Genomic DNA, 17,239 nt, shown 5'->3' with positions numbered 1-17,239 from the left:
CCATCATGCGTCTGCGTTGCATGTGCCTCGTGATCCACGCCCCCGACGACCTGCGCCTGGACGAACAGGATGCCGGCGAGATCGGCCCCGGCCAGGTGCTGGTGAAGGTCGGAATGGGCGGCATCTGCGGCTCCGACCTGCACTACTTCCACAACGGCGGCTTCGGCACCGTGCGCATCAAGGAGCCGATGGTGCTGGGCCACGAGGTGGCCGGCACCGTGGTGGCGGTGGCGCCCGGCGTCGAGAGCGTGCGCATCGGCGACAAGGTGGCCGTCAACCCCAGCCGACCCTGCGGCGCCTGCAAGTTCTGCCTCGAGGGCCTGCCCAACCAGTGCCTCGACATGCGCTTCTACGGCAGCGCGATGCGCACGCCGCACGTGCAGGGCGCCTTCCGCAACATGCTGCTGTGCGAGGCCACGCAGTGCGTGAAGGTGGCCGACCACGTGCCGCTGCGCCTCGCCGCGCTGGCCGAGCCGTTTTCCGTGGGGCTGCACGGCGTGTCGCGCGCCGGTCCGCTGCTGGGCAAGCGCGTGCTGGTGTCGGGCTGCGGGCCCATCGGCGTGCTGGCCATCGCGGCGGCACGCGCGCACGGCGCGGCCGAGATCACCGCCACCGACGTGGTCGACGAGCCGCTGGCCATCGCGCGCGCCATGGGCGCAGACAACACCATCAACGTCGCGCAGGACAAGACCTGGGTGGCTCGCCATTCGGCCGACAAGGGCACCTTCGACGTGATGCTCGAATGCTCCGGCAACGAGCGCGCACTGCGCGACGGCCTGGAGGTGATGCGCCCGCGAGGCGTGGTCGTGCAGCTGGGGCTGGGCGGCGACGTGAGCATTCCGCAGAACATGGTGGTGGCGAAGGAACTCAGCATCTGCGGCTCGTTCCGCTTCCATGCCGAGTTCGCACTGGCGGTGAAGCTCATCAACGAAGGGCGCGTCGATCTTTCCCCGGTCGTGTCGCACACCTTCCCGATGCTGCAGGCGCGCCAGGCCTTCGAGCTGGCGAGCGACAGGCAGAAGGCGATGAAGGTGCTGATCGATTTTACGGATGCGGGGGCGGAGAGCGTAGCCGCCTGACCGTACTCTGGCGTGGTGGCGAGGCTAAGTGCCTTGCTGCTTCCCGCTGCTTCGCGCCGTCCTGCGCTTCAACGCTGCGCGAAGCTCCTTCAGGATCAGGCCCACGTACGGATTCGGGTCGTCCTGCCGGTGCGCAAGGTAGAGGCTCGACACGGCCTCCTTGTCGAGCACCGTCTGGTAGAGCACCCCGTCCGGCTGGATGCAACGCGTATCGCCCGGCACCAGCGCGATGCCCACGCCGGCTGCGACCAGTCCCGCGATGGTCGACGCCTCGCGCGCTTCCTGCACCATGCGCGGCCTGAAGCCGGCCTTGGCGCACAGGTCCTGCACCTTCCAGTAGAGGCCGATGCCGGCATTGCGCGGATACATCACCAGCGGCTCGTCGCGCAGGTCGGCGATGCGCAGCGGCTTGCCGGCGAGCCTGTGCTCGCGCGGCACGACGGCCAGCAGCGGCGACTGGTACCACTCCTCGACCACGATGCCGGTCGGGATCTCCACGTTCGGCCGGCGCAGCACGGCGACGTCGAGGCCGCGGCCGTGCACCGCATCGAGCTGGTCGAGCGAGGTCATCTCCTTCAGCGTCAGGATCACGCGCGCGTGCTGGCGCCGGAAGCGAAGAATGGCCGCCGGCAGCGCAGGTGAAAGCATCGAAGACGCCGTGTAGCCCAGCGCGATGCTCCCGACATCGCCCGAGGCCGCGCTCTGCGCCTCGCCCTTGGCCGCTTCCACGTCGCGCAGGATGCCGCGCGCGCGTTCCAGGAAATGCCGGCCCGCCTGCGTGAGGAACACGCGCCGCTTGTCGCGCTCCAGCAGCCGCACCTTGAGTTCTTCTTCCAGCGCCTGGATCTGGATGCTCAGCGGCGGCTGCGCGATGTGCAGGCGCTGCGCGGCGCGCGTGAAGTTGAGCTCCTCGGCGACCGCGACGAAGTAGCGGAGATGGCGCAGTTCCATGATATTCAGCGAGTATTGAAAACCGAAGATAAACGGTATTTCCAAATATAAGTCAGCCTGCCTACGATGCCTGCATGACAAGCAGAGACAAGCCGCAGGAGCACCCTGCACCCCGACCTTTCCAGGGCCATCCGCTGATGCAGGCGCTGGCTCGCGGCGAGCCGATGACGGCCTTCGGCATCCGCATCTCGCGCACGCCCGACATCGCCCGACTGGCAAAGGCCAGCGGGCACCACGCGATCTGGGTCGACCTGGAGCACAGCACCATTTCGCTGGACGCGGCGGGCGCGATCTGCGCCGCCGCGCACGACCTCGGCCTGATGGCGCTGGTGCGCGTGCCGGAGCGCGAGTACGGCGCCATCGGCCGGCTGCTCGACGCGGGTGCGTCCGGCCTTATCTTCCCGCGCGTCGAGACGGCCGATCAGGCCGCCGACCTGGCTGCCGCCTGCCGCTTTCCGCCGCACGGCCATCGCTCGGCCATCGCGGTGCTGCCGCAGTTCGGCTATCGCCGGCTTCCGGCGGCCGAGACCTACAGGCTCGCCAACGACACCGTGGTCGTGAACGTGCTGATCGAGAGCCCGCTCGGCATCCGCAATGCCGAGGCGATTGCCCGGGTGCCGGGCGTGGATCTGGTGAGCATCGGCACCAATGACCTGAGCGCGGAACTCGGCGTGCCCGGCGATTACCGCCATCAGCTGGTGCAGCAGGCGCTGAACGATGCGCTCGCGGCCTGCGCGCGCGCCGGCAAGCCGCTGTCGATCGGCGGTATCGCCGACGCGGCGCTGAATGCCGAGCTGCTGGTGCGCGGTGCGGCGCCCTTCCTCATGACGGGGATCGACACCGATGTGCTCCTCGCCTCGATGCAGGAGCGTGTGCGCAATGCGCTGGCCGGCCATGCGGCAGTTGCCGCGCAGAAGCCCGAGGCACAGGTGGCCTGAGAGGACATCTCCTGTCCCGACTTCTTCGTTTTCCTTTTTTCCTCCCGCCTTCGTCCCGAACATGAACCACGAGATCCTGACCTCCAAGCCCATGCGCGACGCGCAGACCCTGACCCGCGCGGCCTTCGAGGTTCCCGCCGGCGCATGCGACGCGCATGTGCACGTCTTCGGCCCCGCCGAGCACTATCCCCGCGTCGATCACCCGCACTACACGCTGCCCGACGGCAATCTCGCGCAGCTGCACAGCGCGCTCGAGGTGCTCGGCGTCGAGCGCTTCGCGATCGTGCAGCCCAGCTTCTACGGCACCGACAACCGCTGCATGCTCGATGCGCTCGACGCGGCGGGAGACCGCGCGCGCGGCGTCGCGATGGTGGAAGACGACGTGTCCGACGAGATCCTGCGCGAGATGCACGTGCGCCGCGTGCGCGCGCTCCGGCTCGACCTGTTCCTGCGCCAGAAGCTGCCCACGTCGCAGCTGCATGCCCACATCGAGCGCAGCATCCGCCGCATCCGGCCGCTGGGCTGGCACGTGCAGTTCTATACGCCGGGCTGGGTCGTGCGCGACCTGATCCCGGTGCTGCCCGATCTCGAATCCGATTTCGTGATCGACCACATGGGCTACATGCTGGAGAGCGACGGCCTCACCCGTGCCGACTTCGACCGCCTGCTGCGCGCCGTGGCCGACGGACGCGGATGGTTCAAGCTCTCGGGGCCGTACCGCCTCGCGAAGGACGGCAACTACGCGCGGCTGCGGCCGCTTGCGCAGGCGATCGTCGAGACGGTGCCCGACCGCGTGATCTGGGGCAGCGACTGGCCGCACATTCCGGAGGGCGGGCGCGACACCGGCGAGCTGCTGAACCTGCTGGGCGACTGGATTCCCGACCCGGTGGCGCGACGCAAGGTGCTGGCCGACAACCCCGCACGCCTGTTCGGCTTCTGAAGAAAGCATGAAGATGGCCGACACCACCATGGACTGCATCCAGGAACTGGACACCTCCGGCGCGCGCGCCGCGGAGGTCTTCGAACACGCCGGCACGCGCTATCTCGTGGTGCCGCAGCTCGCCGAAGACATCGCGGGGCAGCCCGCGCAGATGACGCTGGGCAACAGCGACGTGGAAGCGCTCGTCTACCGCTGGGAAGACGGCCGCTTCGTCGAGCACGCGCGGCTTCCCGTGCCGGGCGGCGAGGACGCCGAGTTCTTCCGCATCGGCGAACGCGCCTTCCTCGCCGCCGCCAGCCTGCGCACCGGCTCGGGCCCGTACGCGCTCGACACCCACTCGACGATCTTCGAGCTGGTGGACGGCCGCTTTGATGTCTTCCAGCGCATCCCCACATCGGCCGCCAAGCAGTGGATCCATTTCGAGATCGGCCAGCGCCATTTCCTCGCGCTCGCGCAGGGCGTGACCCATGGCGACACGCCGCTCGCGCCGGGCGCCGAATCGTGCATCTACGAATGGAACGGAGAGCGCTTCGAGAAGCTGCAGACGGTGCGCTCGGGCTGGGGCTACAACTGGGCATTCTTCGAGGTCGATGGCCAGAAGCTGCTGGCCTATGCTGACCACGCCGTGCCTTCGCAGCTGCTGCGCTGGAACGGCAACACCTTCGAGCCCTTCCAGGAGCTGGAAGGCAAGAGCGGGCGGGCTTTCCGCTTCTTCGAGACCGAAGCTTCCACCTGGCTTGCCTTCGCTTGTCTGCACGACGACACCGTGCTCTACCGCTGGAGCGACGGCCGCTTCGTGCAGCACCAGGTGCTCAGCGGACCGGGCGGCCGCGAGTTCGACTGGATCGAGACGTCGGATGGCGGCCGGCTGGTGCAGGTCAACTTCCTGCACGGCACGCGCGAGGCGCCGATTCCGCGGCTGCAGTCGAGCATCCTGCGCATGACGAAGGGCCGCATGGAGCCGGTCGCCGAGTTCCCGACTTCCGGCGGCACCGACGCATCATTTTTCGAGGCGGAGGGCCGGCGCTACCTGGTCGTGACCAACAGCCTCAGCGGCGAGGTGCGGTTCCGCACGCCGAGCCGTGTCTACCGCCTCGACTTCACCGCCGACAAGGAGTCAGCATGAATCATTCAGCCGCCTCGCATCAGAGCCCTGAGCTGCTGCGGCTCTTCGAAACCTACACGGGCGGGCCGCAAGGCATCGGCGCGAACCTCGCCGCGTTGACCGGCGCAGCGACGGCGGGTGATCCGCTCATCGTGGCCACCAGCGCGGACATCGTGCTGTTCCCCGGCAACGGCCGCGACCCCGAGGTCGAGGGCTTTCGCCTCTCCACGCGCGGCTTCAAGGAGCTTGCGGGCATCTCGCACCACGGGCCGGCGGTGGCGTCGATCCTCAAGATGCGGCTGGTCGACCCCGACGGACCGCTGTGGCGCAAGGAAGCCGAACGGCTGGTCGCGGCCACGCGCGTGGCGCGAGAGGCCAACTCGGCGGCGCTGTGGCGCGACCGGATCGCGGTGCCGGCCTACCGCGGGCGCGAGCAGAAGATCGCTGAACTGGTCCGTTACTCGTGCGTGCTGACGGAGCGCTACCTCGAACGCGTGCTGGAGCGGCCCGAGCTCTTCACGCCCGCGGACATGCGCGAGCACTACCTGGAAGGCACGGGCTCCGCCGTCGGTGCCACGGTTCCCATGAACGCGGTGATGATCGCCACCTTCTTCCTGGTCGGCATGGACATCAGTCACCGCGTGATCGGCTGGCTCGACCGCCATGTCATCGACTGGTCGCGCGCGATGGCGCTGGTGATCGGGCGCCAGGGCAGGCCGACCGCCGGCGTGACGTGGACCACCAATTCGGTGGCCGCCATGATCCTCGGCGCCTCGCGCCACACGCTCTCGCTCGACCGGCTCTTCATCGCACCCCACGCCGCCGAGTTCCCGGCCGGTGCGGCATCGGATTTGACGGCCATGCGCGCGTTCGAGACCTCGATGCGCCAGCTGTGGGCCCACACGCGCGCGGTGAGCGAACTCGGCACGCTGATGTACGACGGCTATCCGCGCTACGAGCCTTCCTCCACCGTCCGCCCCGTGCTCCACGCGGACACGCGAACGGTGGCAGAGATGCCGGCCATCGCCGGCCCGGACGACTGGCGCGCGCTGAACACGCGCCTGCGCGTGGTGCTGGAAGACCCGCGCCAGCTGCTGTCGGGCTGCGTCACCGACTACGCCGTCGAACAGCTGCAGGCGCACGGCAACGACCCCACGCGGGTGCCGGTGCCCGGCCTGGACGGCACGGCCTACCCGCCGCTGCCCTGAGCGCCGCCGGCGCCTGCGGAAGAAGACCGCCCGCCGCGCGCCGAATGCGGCGCGCGGACAAGAGACACAGAAGAGATACAGGAGACAAACCATGAAAAGAATCGCTCGCTCGCTGCTCGCCGTGCTGGTCTCGGCCAGCGCGTTCGCACCCGCCTGGGGGCAGGGCTCGCCCTGGCCCTCGCGGCCCATCAAGATCATCACGCCCACGCCCGTGGGTGTGGGCTCGGACATCTTCGCCCGCGCCTACGCGGACCGGCTCAGCCGCGCGCTGCAGACGCCGGTGGTGGTGGAGAACAGGCCGGGCGCGCTGGCTTCCATCGGTACAGACGCGGTCGCCAAGGCCGCGCCCGACGGCTACACCATCCTGTTCTCGACGAGCAACCCGTTCACCATGACGCCGTTCCTGCTCTCGAAGATGCCTTACGACGCGAAGAACGACCTGGTGCCGGTCACGCAGGCGCTCAAGGGCGGATCGTTCATCCTGGCCAACGCGGCGGTGCCGGTGAAGAACATTCCCGAGCTGGTCGCGCTGGCCAAGAAGGAGCCGGGCAAGATCTCGTTCGCTTCGTACGGCTCGGGCACCACTTCGCACCTCGGATTCGAGCTGTTCCAGGAGGCCGCCGGCATCGAGCTGCTGCACGTGCCCTACAAGCAGAGCGCCGCGCCGGACCTCATGGCCGGCCAGGTGCAGCTGGGCTTCGAGCCGCCTGTCTCGGCGCTGCCCAACATCAAGTCGGGGCGCGTGAAGGCACTGGCGTACACGGGCAGCAAGCGCAGCGCGGCCATGCCCAACGTGCCCACGCTCTCCGAGAGCTATCCGGGCGTCGAGGTGTTCACCTGGCTGGGCTTCTGGGTGCCGGCGAAGACGCCGCAGGCCATCGTCGACAGGCTCAACAAGGAGATCGTCGCCATCACGCATTCGCCGGAGATGGGCAGGCTCCTCAGTGACGCGGGCCTCGATCCCATCGGCAGCACGCCCGCCGAGGCGGCCGCCGTTGTCGACCGCGAAGCCCAGGCCATGAGCCGGCTGATCAAGGCCAAGAACATCCGCATCGACTGACGGGCGATGCCCCGGGGCGCGGCCACGCACCGCGCCACCTTCTTTCCCGTTCCGGAATTCCCACGCCACGGTGCTTGCAGCGCAAGCGCCGTGCGTCGGCGCACGCGCCAGAACTACAACGATTTCTACAACCAGGAGACAAGCATGAGGATCAGGACCACCAAACCCCCAACCACCATCGCCCGCCGCGGCTTGCTGCCGCATGCCTTCACCGGCGCGATCTGCCTCGCGGCCGGCGCGAGTGCCACGGCGCAATCCAGCGTGCAGATATTCGGCACGCTGGACATGAACGTCACCTGGTCGAAGAGCGGCGGAGCTTCGGTCAAGTCGCTCGACCAGGGCGGCAACATCTTCCCGAGCCGTCTCGGATTCCGTGGCACCGAAGACCTGGGCGGCGGACTGGCCGCGAGCTTCTGGCTGGAGATGGCGCTGCTGCCCGACACCGGCGAGATCCAGGGCACCGGCTTCCACCGGCGCTCGACGCTGAGCCTGTCGCACAACAGCTACGGTGAGCTTCGGCTCGGGCGCGACTACACGCCCACCTTCTGGAACATCTCGCAGTTCTCGCCCTTCGGCACTGTGGGTGTCGGCGGCTCGGCCAACATCGTCGAGGGCTGGCCCTTCGGACTCGGCGGCGCGCGCACGCTGGCGCGGGCCGACAACTCGGTGGGCTATTTCCTGCCCAAGGGCCTCGGCGGCTTCTATGGACAGGCGATGTACGCGCTGCCCGAAGGCCAGGAGGGTTCGCGCTACCGCGGTGCGCGGGTGGGCTGGGCCAACGGCACCATCGACGTGGCGGCGGCCTACGGCGTCACGCCGGTCGGCACCACCGACTACCGCGTGGCCAGCATCGGCGGCACCTACGATTTCGGTGTGGCGAAGCTCTACGCCAACTACTACCGTCAGAAGGCCGACACCGACAAGCAGGTCAACGCGCTGCTGGGCGTGAGCGTGCCGGTGGGGCCGGGCGTGATCAAGGCTTCGGTGGCGCGCTCCAACCGCTCGGGGCCGGGGCTCGACGGCGACGACGCGACGCAGTACGCCGTCGGCTACGTGCACTACCTGAGCAAGCGCACCGCGCTGTACGGCACCTACTCGTACATCCGCAACCGGGGCAACGCAGCTTATGTCGTCAGCGATTCGTCGCCGGCCGGCGTGCCGGGGGCGGGGTCGAGGGGCCTGCAGTTCGGCATCTCGCACAACTTCTGACAGGCGCCGGTCACAGAGGCAGTTCCAGCTTCTCCCAGGCGCGGAGCATGGTCAGCTGCCGACGGAGGCCGCTCGTAGGCATTGCCTGCGAGCCCCACACAGGAACGCGTCCGGCGTTCTCCCCCAGCATCCAGAACTGCCGGACCGCCATGAAACGCGGGACGGCGGCCAGATCGTTGCCTGCGACGGGTCTTGCCTCGCGATAGGCCGAGATGAAGTGCTTCCACTGAGTCTTCGCCTTGTCGCTCAGCACGCCATCGGTCGTGCGTGGATGCAGAAGCCACGGATAGACAGCAAGTTCGTAGGCAAGGTAGCCAGGGCCTGTTTCATCGAAATCGAAGAACACGGCCTCGCACTGCTCCTGGGCATTGCGCACGATGAAGTTGTTGCCGCCGTGGGCATCACCGTGGCACAGCACCTGCCTCAGCGCGCCCAGGGCCGAGATGTCGGCATGCAGGCGCTCACCCAGTTGCTCGAATTGCGGGCGCAGCTCGGCGGTCATGGTCGGGGCACGCAGCAGGCCCTGCAGCGGTCGTAGAAGGAGGTAGTCGAGGTCGAGGGAGTAGGCACTGCCGGGGCCTTCGTAGGTCTCGCCCGCGACGTGCAGGGTGGCCAGGCCTTGCGCGAAGGCCCGGATGTCTTCGGCCGAGTCGCCGGTGAACTCGCCGTCGAGGTGCTCGAACAACATCAGCGCTCGCGAACCTTCCGGCAGGGGTACCTGCACCGCGACCTCGCCGTTCGCGGCTGGCAGGCAGCGCGATACGCGGCATCCGGCGCGGGCCAGGTGCTCCAGCGCGGCCGCTTCGAACAGCACATTGGGATCGCCTCGCGGCCGTTCGGCCGAGAGCCGCGCCACCACGCGGCGCCCGTCGGCAAAGCCGAGCCTGTAGACCTGGTTGAAGCTGCGCCGCAGGAACTCGCTCTCGATCACTTCGCCCAGGTCGTAGCGGGCCTGCACGAACTTCGCGATGCCGGCGGCGGTTGGCGTGGATTGCGCGATCTCCAGTTCCATCGAAACCCCCAGGACAAAAGGGGCGCGATTATGCCGCCCGGAGGCGAATGCGATGATCTTTCCATCATGGACACAGCGAGCGACGCCAGGTTCTGGGACCGGACTTCACGCAGGTACGCGAAGAGCGCGGTCGGGGATCCGGCCGGCTACGAACGCACGCTGGAGCGCACCCGCGCGCTGCTGCGGCCGGATTCGAGGGTGCTCGAGCTGGGATGCGGAACGGGCACGACAGCGCTGCGGCTCGCGGCCGATGCGGGGAGCTGCCTCGCGACGGACATTTCCGCCGGCATGATCGCGATCGCCGACGAGAAGCTCGCGGCCAGCCTCGTGCCCTCGCTTGCCTTCCGCATCGCAACGGCGGAAGCGCTCGCGCAGGAAGCCGCGCGGTTCGACGTCGTGCTGGGATTCAACTATCTCCACCTCGTGCGCGACCTGCCTGGCACGCTGCGCTGCATTCACGGTCTGCTTGCGGCGGAAGGCCTGTTCGTCTCGAAGACGCCTTGTGTCGGAGATATGAATCCGCTGATCCGCTTCCTGCTGCCCGCGATGCGCGCCATCGGTGCAGCTCCGTACGCGAGCGCCTTCCGGGAGGCGGAACTGAGGCAGCAAATGGATGCCGCGGGCTTCGAGATTCTTGCCGTCGAAGACCACGCGACGAAGGGCAAGGAAAACCGCCCTTACGTCGTGGCGCGCAAGAGGTGGTGAAGAAGCGGTAGGCCGGTTCGCCTTCGCCTGCTCAACCCTTCCCGCGCACCATCCCCAGCGCGATGCCGCCGAGGATGAGCGCGAGCGCTCCCACCAGCGCCAAGCCGATGCGTTCCCCCAGCGACACGGCGGAGCAGACGATGCCGATCACCGGCACGCCCAGCAGCCCCAGCGAAGTCGTCGTCGCGGGCAGTGCGCGGTTGATCGTGGTCATGGCCCACGAGGCCAGCGCGATGCCGAACACGCCGCCGTAGAGCAACTGCGAAACCAGCGCCGGGCTCCATTCGATGCGCGGAACGCCTTCAAGCGCGAAGGCCATCGGCAGCAGCAGGCAGCTGGCGAGCAGTGCATGCCAGAACACGAGCTCGAAGGGCGGTGTGACCCACTTGTGCGCGCGCACGTAGAGGATGCTGCCTGCCCAGCACAGCGCGGCCAGCAGCACCGCGGCGTTGCCCGCCACCGCGCGGCGGTCGTGCCAGTCGAAGTTCAGCGGGTTGAAGATCAGCATCAGCCCCGCGAGGCCGATGCCCGCGCCCACCAGCCGCCAGCGCGTGGGGGCCTCGCCCAGCAGCAGCCATGCGCCCGGCACCACCCACAGCGGCGTGGTGTAGGCCAGCACCACGGAGCGACCGGCAGTGACGTGCTGCAGGCCGATGCTGCACAGCACGGAGAACGCGGTCATGTGCAGCACGCCGACGCTCAGGATGACGGGGATGTCCGCGCGCCTGGGCAGCACCAGCCGTCGCGTGAGCAGGCACAGCAGCAGGACCGCGAGCGCGCCCACGCCGGTGCGAAGCGTCACGGCCCACACCGGCGGAAGGTGGGCGAGCATGGCCTTGCCGACCGGCCAGTTGATGCCCCAGACCACCGCCACGAGGCCCAGCAGCCAGGGGGCGGCGCGCGGTGAGGGTGTCGATGCGAAGGCCGTGGCGGATGTGCTCATTCGTAGGTGGAGGAGGAAGTCGACCCTTGACCTTAGGTTTGGCGTGGCATCATGTGTAGACCCAGATCAGCCCTTATCGATGGAGCCACCAACATGGACTACGGCGCCCTGCTCGCCGCATTCGCGCGCGAAGAGGGGCCGCAGGGCCCCGCAACCCGGCAGCACCGGCTGTACGCATGCCTGCGCTGGGCGATCCTCGGCGGAAAGATCGCCGAGGGAGCGCGGCTTCCGTCCACGCGGACCCTGTCCGTGGAGCTGGGCATGGCCCGCAACTCCGTGCTCTATGCCTACGAGCACCTGGGCGCGGAAGGCTTCCTCGTCGGCACGCGCCATGGCACCGTCGTCGCGAGCCTCGGGCTGGCGCGCGATGCGTCAGCCGGGCACGACGCGGCGCATGCGCCCGAGGCGCTGCCCCTGTCGCGCCGCGCCTCCATCCCCCACGGCGGACCGGATGAAGCCGACCGCGCGCTGCCCCTGTGGCCCGGCGTGCCGGCGCTGGACGAGTTTCCGCTGGCCGCGTGGCGGCGCTGCATGGAGCGCGCCTGGCGCAGCATCGACGCGCGGCAGCTGAACTACGCGCCCGTGCAGGGCCATCTGCCGCTGCGGCAGGCGATCGCGCAATACCTGCGCGTGTCGCGCGGCGTGCGGTGCGAGGCGGAGCAGGTCTTCATCACCAACGGATCGCAGGGCGCCCTGGAGCTGTGCGCCCGCACGCTGGCCGACGCGGGCGACACGGCGTGGATCGAGAACCCCGGCTACCCGGGTGCCCGCGCGGCCCTGCAGGCGGCCGACCTGCGGCTGGTTCCCATCGCGGTCGATGCCGAAGGCCTTGCGCCCGGTGCCGAAGACTGGCGCGCCACGCCTCCGAAGCTGATCTACATCACGCCTTCGCACCAGTACCCGCTGGGCGCCATGATGAGCCTGGAGCGGCGGCTGGCGCTGGTACGGCAGGCGCGCGAGGCCGGTGCGTGGCTGGTCGAGGACGACTACGACAGCGAATTCCGCAGCGACAGGGTTCCGCTCTCGGCGGTGCAGGGGCTGGACGCGCATGCACCGGCGATCTATGTCGGCACCTTCAGCAAGACGATGTTCCCCGCGCTGCGCCTGGGCTTCACGGTGGTGCCGGCGCCGGTGGTCCCGGCCCTGCTGGGCGCGATCGGCGCCACCGGCATGCGCGGCCGGCTCGCGGACCAGGCGGCGCTGGCGGACTTCATCGGCAACGGCCAGTTCACGCTGCACCTGCGCCGCATGCGGCAGCTCTATGCCCGGCGGCGCGAGGCATTGCAGGCGGCGCTGCAGCGGCACCTGCGGGGTGTGGTCACCGTCTCGGGCGGCGCGGGCGGCATGCACCTGTCGGCGCGGCTCGAAGCGCCGGTCTCCGACGTGGACGTGAGCCAGGCGGCGCGGAAGCAGGGGCTGGGTTTGCGGCCGCTGGGCCCGTTCTGTCTTCCGGGCACGGCCGGCGCGCTCTACAACGGCTTCGTGCTCGGCTACGCGGGAATGCCGCCGGAACGGGCCGACGAACTCGTGCGGCACATGGGCCGGGTCATCGACCAGGTGTCGCGCGCGGCCGCGAGCCGGCCGTCCTGAAGCAGGAGCCTATGAACTCTCGCGCTGCTCGATGCGGAACGGGATCAGCACCGTCTCGGCGGGCGGCCGATGTCCCTCGCGCGTGCCGTCGATCACGCGCAGCAACAGTTCGCCCGCCGCCTTGCCGATGCCCACGCAATCCACCGCCACGGTAGTGATGCGCGGATGGCAGGCGCGTGCCACCTCGAAGTCGCCGAAGCCCGCGATCGCGATGCGGCCCGGCACGTCCCAGCCGCGGCGCTGGCATTCCATCAGCGCGCCGAAGGCCGAGAGGTCGGACACGCAGAGCACCGCGTCCACGTCGGGCCACTGGCGAATCAACTGCGCCACGGCCTCGCCACCCTGCGCCATCGAGATCGGCGGCTGGCCGAAGCTGATCACGCGGCCATCGGGCAGGCCCAGTTCGCGGATCGCCTCCGCGTAGCCGCGCTGCCTGTCCGCGCCGCGCGTGTCGCGGTTGGAGGTACCGCCGATGAAGGCGATGCGCCGGTAGCCCTTGCCATGCAGGTGCCGAACCATCGCGCCTGCCGCCTCCGCATTCGAGAAGCCGACCGTGTGCTCGACGGGTGTGGCCGGCAGGTCCCAGGTCTCGATCACCGGCACGCCGGCGGCCTGCAGCATCGCGCGCGCGGCCGGCGTGTGCGAGCCGCCGGTGAGGATCACGCCTTCGGGCCGGCGCGCGAGCATGGCGCGCAGCAGGCGCTCCTCGGTTTCCACGCGGTAGTCGGTATAGCCCAGCAGCAGTTGCAGGCCGCGCGCTTCGACGGCGGCGGTGATGCCCTGCGCGGTTTCGGAGAAGTTGGAGTTGTTGAGCGAGGGGATCAGCACCGCGATGAAGCCCGAGCGCTTGCTGGAGAAGGTGCGCGCCGTCTGGTCGATGACATAGCCCATTTCCTCGCAGGCCTGCAGGATGCGCTGGCGCAGCGCCTCGGAGGTCACGCGGTCGCTGCGCCCGTCGCGGTTGAGCGCGCGCGACACCGTCATCTTCGACACGCCGACGCGCGCGGCCACGTCGGCCATGGTCGCGGGGCGGGTGAGGGGCGGAACCGGTGTGGCAGAGGCTTTGGTCGGGGGCAAGGGGCTTCTTTCTCGGGAAAGCAGTCCAAGGATATGCGACGGAGCATCGTCGCAAACCCATGGCTGCCGAGAATACGCCGGGAGCTCCGTCCGGGGCAGGCAGGGCCCGCCGGTCACTCGGTGGCGAGAACGCTCTTCATGCGCACCTGATCACCGCTGCGGTAGTAGAAATCGCCGGGGCGCTTTGCCTGTGCACGTTTGTCGAGGTCTTCGAGGCTGATGCCGTCGGGGTTGGCCAGCAGTTCCTGCTCGAGCGCACCGAGTTCGGCTGCGTTCGTCACCGTCGGTCGCCAGGATCCGCAGGAAGATGCCGGATGCTTTCACCGGATCTCCCGGTGCATGAAGGTGGTGTTGTCGATGACGTTGTGCAGCTCGAGTCCGTGCCTGTCGAACAGCTTGATGTCGGTGCTCGCCGGCGTGTATTCGAGGATGCCGAAGTTCTCGCGCTCGCCGGTGAGGTAGTACTTGGTGACGAAGGCGCCCGAGGAGACGATCTCGAACATCTTCGTCTCGCCGGCCGGCGGCAGGAACGCGTTCTCGTGGATGTCGCCCGTCAGGAAGATCACGTTGCGGTTCTGGATGATCGCGCGGAACTTCGCGTAGTCGTCGCGGTAGCGCATCCAGCCGTTGCCGGTCGCGCGGATCGGGGTGCCTGCGCAGATCACTATGTAGCCTTGCTCGGCGGCCAGTTCCTGCTTGAGGTAGTCGAGCTGCTTCTGCCCCAGCAGCGGGCTCGCGTCGCCCGGGTTCGTGCTGTACCAGCGGGTGTCGAGGAAGATCGCCCTGCCGATGCGCTGCTGCTGGTGCATCAGCGGTATCGAGTAGTAGATGCCGTCCGTGGCGGGGTCGAGGTGCGCGGGGTTGTTCAGCTGCGCGATCTGCATGTACCTGGTGAAGAGATTGCGGCTCGCCTGCTTCACAGGCGGCTTGACGTCCGAGCCGTGCGCGTTGTTCCAGGCGAAATCGTGGTCGTCCCAGGTGCCGTACACGCCGCCGCCGTTGTCCTGCCGCTGGCGCAGCGCGTCTCGCAGCGCCTTGAAGTTCGGCACGCTCCACTGTGCTTCGTACTTGCCCTGCATCACGTCGGCGAACTTGGCCGTATCCCACTTCGACGGCTCGCCCAGGTTGGGAAAGAAGTCCATGTAGATCTGGTCGCCCAGCAGGAAGAGGTAGTCGGGCTGCTCCTGCGCGATGCGGTTCCAGACGTGCTGGTAGCCGTCGGGGCCGGGCTTGAAGTTCATGCACGACGTGAAGGCGATCTTCATGGGGGACTCCTCGTTCACCGGTCTGTATGCCGGGTGAGGCGGATCATAGGCAGCCGCCGTGCGCTGTCCCTCCGTAGAACATGGGATGGCGCTGCCTGCTCAGGCGCGCTCTTTTTTCAGTTGCCGCAGCGCCGCCCCGGCGTGCGCGACGAAACGGCCCGACAGCAGCGAGGCCGCGAAGTTGTGGTTGGTCACGGCGAAGATGTCGAAGGAGGGCGCGTTGCGGATCGGCCTGAAGCTCAGCCTGTCGGTCATGCAGCCACGCGCGGTGAGGTCGTCGACGATGGCCACGCCCGCGCCCGCCGCCGCCATGGCGCAGGCGCTCTGGCCGGCGCGCACCTCGATTCGCGCGTCGGGCTGGCAGCGATGCTGCACGCACCAGTCGGCAATGATGCGGCCCTGCGGGGTGTCGGGGCTGAAGGAGATCATGCGTTCCTTCAGGATGTCCGCCGGGGCCAGCGTGCGCCGCGCCTCCAGCGCATGGCCGCGGGGGAACACGCCGGCCAGCGTCCATTGGCCGATGGGGCGCGCGGTGAGCAGCGGGTCGTCGATGGGCAGCGTCGAGATGGCCACGTCGGCCTCGTGCGCAGCGAGGCGCTTGACCATCTCCTTTGCGAGCAGAACCTCGAAGTAGAGGCGCGCGTCGGGAAACTCCTCGCCCAGCGCGGTGAGCGCGCGCGGCACCATGTCGAGCCCGGTGCCCGGGCTGCACAGGACGCGCAGCGTGAGCATGCTGCCGTTCTTCAGCGACTGCGCGCAGTCGTCGATGCGCGCCACGCCCCGGTACACCTGCTCGACCTCGGCGAACAGCGCCTGCGCCTCGGGGGTGGCCAGCAGCCTGCCCTTGCGGCGCTCGAAGAGGCGCAGCCCCAGCTGCAGCTCGATGTGCGAGAGCATGCGGCTGATGCCCGGCTGCGACACGTGCAGCGAGCGCGCAGCGTCGGTGACGGAGCCCGCCAGCATCACGGCGCGGAAGACTTCGATCTGTCGGAGGTTCATGACTTGGCCCGGAGAAACGGCGTTGTTCGATAACGCGATGTTATGGGATTGCGACATGTTGGTATTTGCCCGGCGGGCGGGTGCTTCCTAGGATCGGGTTTCCCTCTCCAGAACAACCAAAGAGGCAACGAGACATATGACTTCAGCGACCGCCACGCGCGGCATCACACGCAGGCATGCGATTTCCACTTTCTCGCTCGCGGCGCTCGCCATGGCCGTCGGCCACCGCGCGCATGCCACCGAAGCATGGCCCGCGAAGCCGGTGCGCATCATCGTGCCCTTCGCACCGGGCGGTGGGGCCGATGGCTCGGCACGCGTGCTGGCCGAGGTGCTGGCGCCGCAGCTGGGGCAGCCGGTGATCGTCGAGAACAAGCCGGGCGCGGGCAGCGCCATCGGCGTGATGGCGGCGCTGCAGAGCCGCGACGGCCACACGCTGCTGATGGGCAGCAACAGCATGGTGATCAACCCCTCGCTCAACCCCAAACTGACGTACGACGTGGCGCGCGACTTCGACGCCATCGGCATGGTCTCGCAGCAGCCGCTGGTGCTGGTGGTGCCGGCCGAGTCGAAGTCGAAGAACGTGGCGGACCTCGTGGCGCAGGCCAAGGTCCAGCCCGGCAAGCTCAGCGCGGGCAACAGCGGCACCGGCACGCTGGCGCACCTGACGGCCGAGCTGTTCGCGCAGGAAACCGGCACCTCGCTGGTCAGCGTGCCCTACAAGGGCGAAAGCGCGCTGATGCCCGACCTGATCTCGGGGCTGGTGTCGATGGGCTTCCTGAACCTGCCGAGCGTGATCGTGCACATCCGCTCTGGCCGGCTGCGCGCGCTGGCGGTGTCGTCGGCCCAACCGGTGGCCGAGCTGGCGAACGTGCCGACCCTGCGCAGCCTGAAGCTGCAGAGCCTGGAGGTGGAGGGCTGGGCCACGCTGGTGGCGCCCAAAGGCACCATTCCGGCCGAAGGGCTGGCGCGGCTCGAGAAGCTGCTCGCAGCGGCGCTGCAGTCCGACGTGGTGAAGAAGCGCTTCGACGCCTTGAGCCTCGAGACCTTCGTCCGCGACCGTGAGGCCACCGCGCAATACCTGAAAGCCGAAGGCAGCCGCTGGGGGCAGGTGGTGAAGAGCCGCGGCATCCAGGTCGAGAACTAGCATGCACATGAGCA

General features: G+C 68.8%; 17 protein-coding genes. 10 read left to right on the top strand and 7 right to left on the bottom strand.

Going from position 1 to position 17,239, the window contains the following annotated elements:
• Window positions 1-5: 5 nt before the first annotated feature.
• Entirely contained in the window at window positions 6-1,079 is a 1,074-nt protein-coding gene (locus EJO71_RS02585; protein ID WP_125946942.1) for an L-idonate 5-dehydrogenase, read from the top strand.
• Window positions 1,080-1,103: 24 nt separating this feature from the next.
• Here EJO71_RS02585 and EJO71_RS02580 read toward each other — a convergent pair whose 3' ends face one another.
• Window positions 1,104-2,030 (bottom strand): LysR substrate-binding domain-containing protein, encoded by a 927-nt coding sequence (locus EJO71_RS02580; protein WP_125946943.1) that lies wholly within the window; start codon window positions 2,028-2,030, stop codon window positions 1,104-1,106.
• Between the two features lie 74 nt (window positions 2,031-2,104).
• Between EJO71_RS02580 and EJO71_RS02575 the strand changes: the two genes are divergently transcribed.
• From EJO71_RS02575 to EJO71_RS02550, 6 genes are all read left to right on the top strand, one after another.
• Entirely contained in the window at window positions 2,105-2,968 is an 864-nt protein-coding gene (locus tag EJO71_RS02575; protein WP_125946944.1) for an aldolase/citrate lyase family protein, read from the top strand.
• 61 nt (window positions 2,969-3,029) lie between these two features.
• Window positions 3,030-3,908, top strand: a complete 879-nt coding sequence (locus EJO71_RS02570; protein ID WP_125946945.1) for an amidohydrolase family protein — start codon at window positions 3,030-3,032, stop codon at window positions 3,906-3,908.
• 13 nt (window positions 3,909-3,921) lie between these two features.
• Window positions 3,922-5,034, top strand: a complete 1,113-nt coding sequence (locus tag EJO71_RS02565; RefSeq protein WP_206168981.1) for a hypothetical protein — start codon at window positions 3,922-3,924, stop codon at window positions 5,032-5,034.
• Window positions 5,031-6,221 (top strand): DUF5624 domain-containing protein, encoded by a 1,191-nt coding sequence (locus EJO71_RS02560; protein ID WP_125946947.1) that lies wholly within the window; start codon window positions 5,031-5,033, stop codon window positions 6,219-6,221. Before EJO71_RS02565 ends, EJO71_RS02560 begins: the two co-directional genes overlap by 4 nt.
• Window positions 6,222-6,312: 91 nt before the next feature.
• The gene (locus tag EJO71_RS02555) at window positions 6,313-7,281 is read left to right on the top strand and encodes a tripartite tricarboxylate transporter substrate binding protein (protein WP_125946948.1); all 969 of its coding nucleotides are present in this window, start codon (window positions 6,313-6,315) and stop codon (window positions 7,279-7,281) included.
• A 144-nt stretch (window positions 7,282-7,425) separates the two neighbouring features.
• A complete protein-coding gene (locus EJO71_RS02550) occupies window positions 7,426-8,490 on the top strand; it encodes a porin (RefSeq protein WP_125946949.1) in 1,065 nt (354 codons plus the stop codon).
• A gap of 10 nt (window positions 8,491-8,500) precedes the next feature.
• Here the strand turns inward: EJO71_RS02550 and EJO71_RS02545 are convergent, their stop codons facing one another.
• Window positions 8,501-9,502 (bottom strand): phosphotransferase, encoded by a 1,002-nt coding sequence (locus EJO71_RS02545; RefSeq protein WP_125946950.1) that lies wholly within the window; start codon window positions 9,500-9,502, stop codon window positions 8,501-8,503.
• A 66-nt stretch (window positions 9,503-9,568) separates the two neighbouring features.
• Here EJO71_RS02545 and EJO71_RS02540 point away from each other — a divergent pair, with 66 nt between their 5' ends.
• Window positions 9,569-10,207 (top strand): class I SAM-dependent methyltransferase, encoded by a 639-nt coding sequence (locus tag EJO71_RS02540; RefSeq protein ID WP_125947411.1) that lies wholly within the window; start codon window positions 9,569-9,571, stop codon window positions 10,205-10,207.
• Between the two features lie 31 nt (window positions 10,208-10,238).
• Here EJO71_RS02540 and EJO71_RS02535 read toward each other — a convergent pair whose 3' ends face one another.
• The gene (locus tag EJO71_RS02535) at window positions 10,239-11,150 is read right to left on the bottom strand and encodes a DMT family transporter (protein WP_125946951.1); all 912 of its coding nucleotides are present in this window, start codon (window positions 11,148-11,150) and stop codon (window positions 10,239-10,241) included.
• A 93-nt stretch (window positions 11,151-11,243) separates the two neighbouring features.
• Between EJO71_RS02535 and EJO71_RS02530 the strand changes: the two genes are divergently transcribed.
• Entirely contained in the window at window positions 11,244-12,740 is a 1,497-nt protein-coding gene (locus tag EJO71_RS02530) for a PLP-dependent aminotransferase family protein (protein ID WP_125946952.1), read from the top strand.
• Between the two features lie 9 nt (window positions 12,741-12,749).
• Here EJO71_RS02530 and EJO71_RS02525 read toward each other — a convergent pair whose 3' ends face one another.
• From EJO71_RS02525 to EJO71_RS02515, 4 genes are all read right to left on the bottom strand, one after another.
• A complete protein-coding gene (locus EJO71_RS02525) occupies window positions 12,750-13,760 on the bottom strand; it encodes a LacI family DNA-binding transcriptional regulator (RefSeq protein ID WP_125947412.1) in 1,011 nt (336 codons plus the stop codon).
• Between the two features lie 170 nt (window positions 13,761-13,930).
• Window positions 13,931-14,098, bottom strand: a complete 168-nt coding sequence (locus tag EJO71_RS34260) for a hypothetical protein (RefSeq protein WP_164546722.1) — start codon at window positions 14,096-14,098, stop codon at window positions 13,931-13,933.
• Between the two features lie 39 nt (window positions 14,099-14,137).
• On the bottom strand, window positions 14,138-15,082 hold the full coding sequence (locus EJO71_RS02520) for an alkaline phosphatase D family protein (RefSeq protein ID WP_125946953.1): 945 nt from the start codon (window positions 15,080-15,082) through the stop codon (window positions 14,138-14,140).
• A gap of 99 nt (window positions 15,083-15,181) precedes the next feature.
• The gene (locus EJO71_RS02515; RefSeq protein WP_164546723.1) at window positions 15,182-16,081 is read right to left on the bottom strand and encodes a LysR family transcriptional regulator; all 900 of its coding nucleotides are present in this window, start codon (window positions 16,079-16,081) and stop codon (window positions 15,182-15,184) included.
• A gap of 136 nt (window positions 16,082-16,217) precedes the next feature.
• Here EJO71_RS02515 and EJO71_RS02510 point away from each other — a divergent pair, with 136 nt between their 5' ends.
• Window positions 16,218-17,225, top strand: a complete 1,008-nt coding sequence (locus tag EJO71_RS02510; RefSeq protein ID WP_125946955.1) for a tripartite tricarboxylate transporter substrate binding protein — start codon at window positions 16,218-16,220, stop codon at window positions 17,223-17,225.
• Window positions 17,226-17,239: the final 14 nt, after the last annotated feature.

The sequence above is a fragment of the Variovorax sp. 679 genome (assembly GCF_003952185.1).
Classification (GTDB): Bacteria; Pseudomonadota; Gammaproteobacteria; order Burkholderiales; family Burkholderiaceae_C; genus Variovorax.
Note: the sequence above shows the minus strand (reverse complement) of the source record. Positions and strands in the feature narration are given on the sequence as shown.

Bases quoted from the DNA above. Each gene is read 5' to 3' on its own strand.
- EJO71_RS02585 (WP_125946942.1), top strand. From the start codon at position 6: ATGCGTCTGCGTTGCATGTGCCTCGTGATCCACGCCCCCGACGACCTG.
- EJO71_RS02580 (WP_125946943.1), bottom strand. From the start codon at position 2,030: ATGGAACTGCGCCATCTCCGCTACTTCGTCGCGGTCGCCGAGGAGCTC.
- EJO71_RS02575 (WP_125946944.1), top strand. From the start codon at position 2,105: ATGACAAGCAGAGACAAGCCGCAGGAGCACCCTGCACCCCGACCTTTC.
- EJO71_RS02570 (WP_125946945.1), top strand. From the start codon at position 3,030: ATGAACCACGAGATCCTGACCTCCAAGCCCATGCGCGACGCGCAGACC.
- EJO71_RS02565 (WP_206168981.1), top strand. From the start codon at position 3,922: ATGGCCGACACCACCATGGACTGCATCCAGGAACTGGACACCTCCGGC.
- EJO71_RS02560 (WP_125946947.1), top strand. From the start codon at position 5,031: ATGAATCATTCAGCCGCCTCGCATCAGAGCCCTGAGCTGCTGCGGCTC.
- EJO71_RS02555 (WP_125946948.1), top strand. From the start codon at position 6,313: ATGAAAAGAATCGCTCGCTCGCTGCTCGCCGTGCTGGTCTCGGCCAGC.
- EJO71_RS02550 (WP_125946949.1), top strand. From the start codon at position 7,426: ATGAGGATCAGGACCACCAAACCCCCAACCACCATCGCCCGCCGCGGC.
- EJO71_RS02545 (WP_125946950.1), bottom strand. From the start codon at position 9,502: ATGGAACTGGAGATCGCGCAATCCACGCCAACCGCCGCCGGCATCGCG.
- EJO71_RS02540 (WP_125947411.1), top strand. From the start codon at position 9,569: ATGGACACAGCGAGCGACGCCAGGTTCTGGGACCGGACTTCACGCAGG.
- EJO71_RS02535 (WP_125946951.1), bottom strand. From the start codon at position 11,150: ATGAGCACATCCGCCACGGCCTTCGCATCGACACCCTCACCGCGCGCC.
- EJO71_RS02530 (WP_125946952.1), top strand. From the start codon at position 11,244: ATGGACTACGGCGCCCTGCTCGCCGCATTCGCGCGCGAAGAGGGGCCG.
- EJO71_RS02525 (WP_125947412.1), bottom strand. From the start codon at position 13,760: ATGGCCGACGTGGCCGCGCGCGTCGGCGTGTCGAAGATGACGGTGTCG.
- EJO71_RS02520 (WP_125946953.1), bottom strand. From the start codon at position 15,082: ATGAAGATCGCCTTCACGTCGTGCATGAACTTCAAGCCCGGCCCCGAC.
- EJO71_RS02515 (WP_164546723.1), bottom strand. From the start codon at position 16,081: ATGAACCTCCGACAGATCGAAGTCTTCCGCGCCGTGATGCTGGCGGGC.
- EJO71_RS02510 (WP_125946955.1), top strand. From the start codon at position 16,218: ATGACTTCAGCGACCGCCACGCGCGGCATCACACGCAGGCATGCGATT.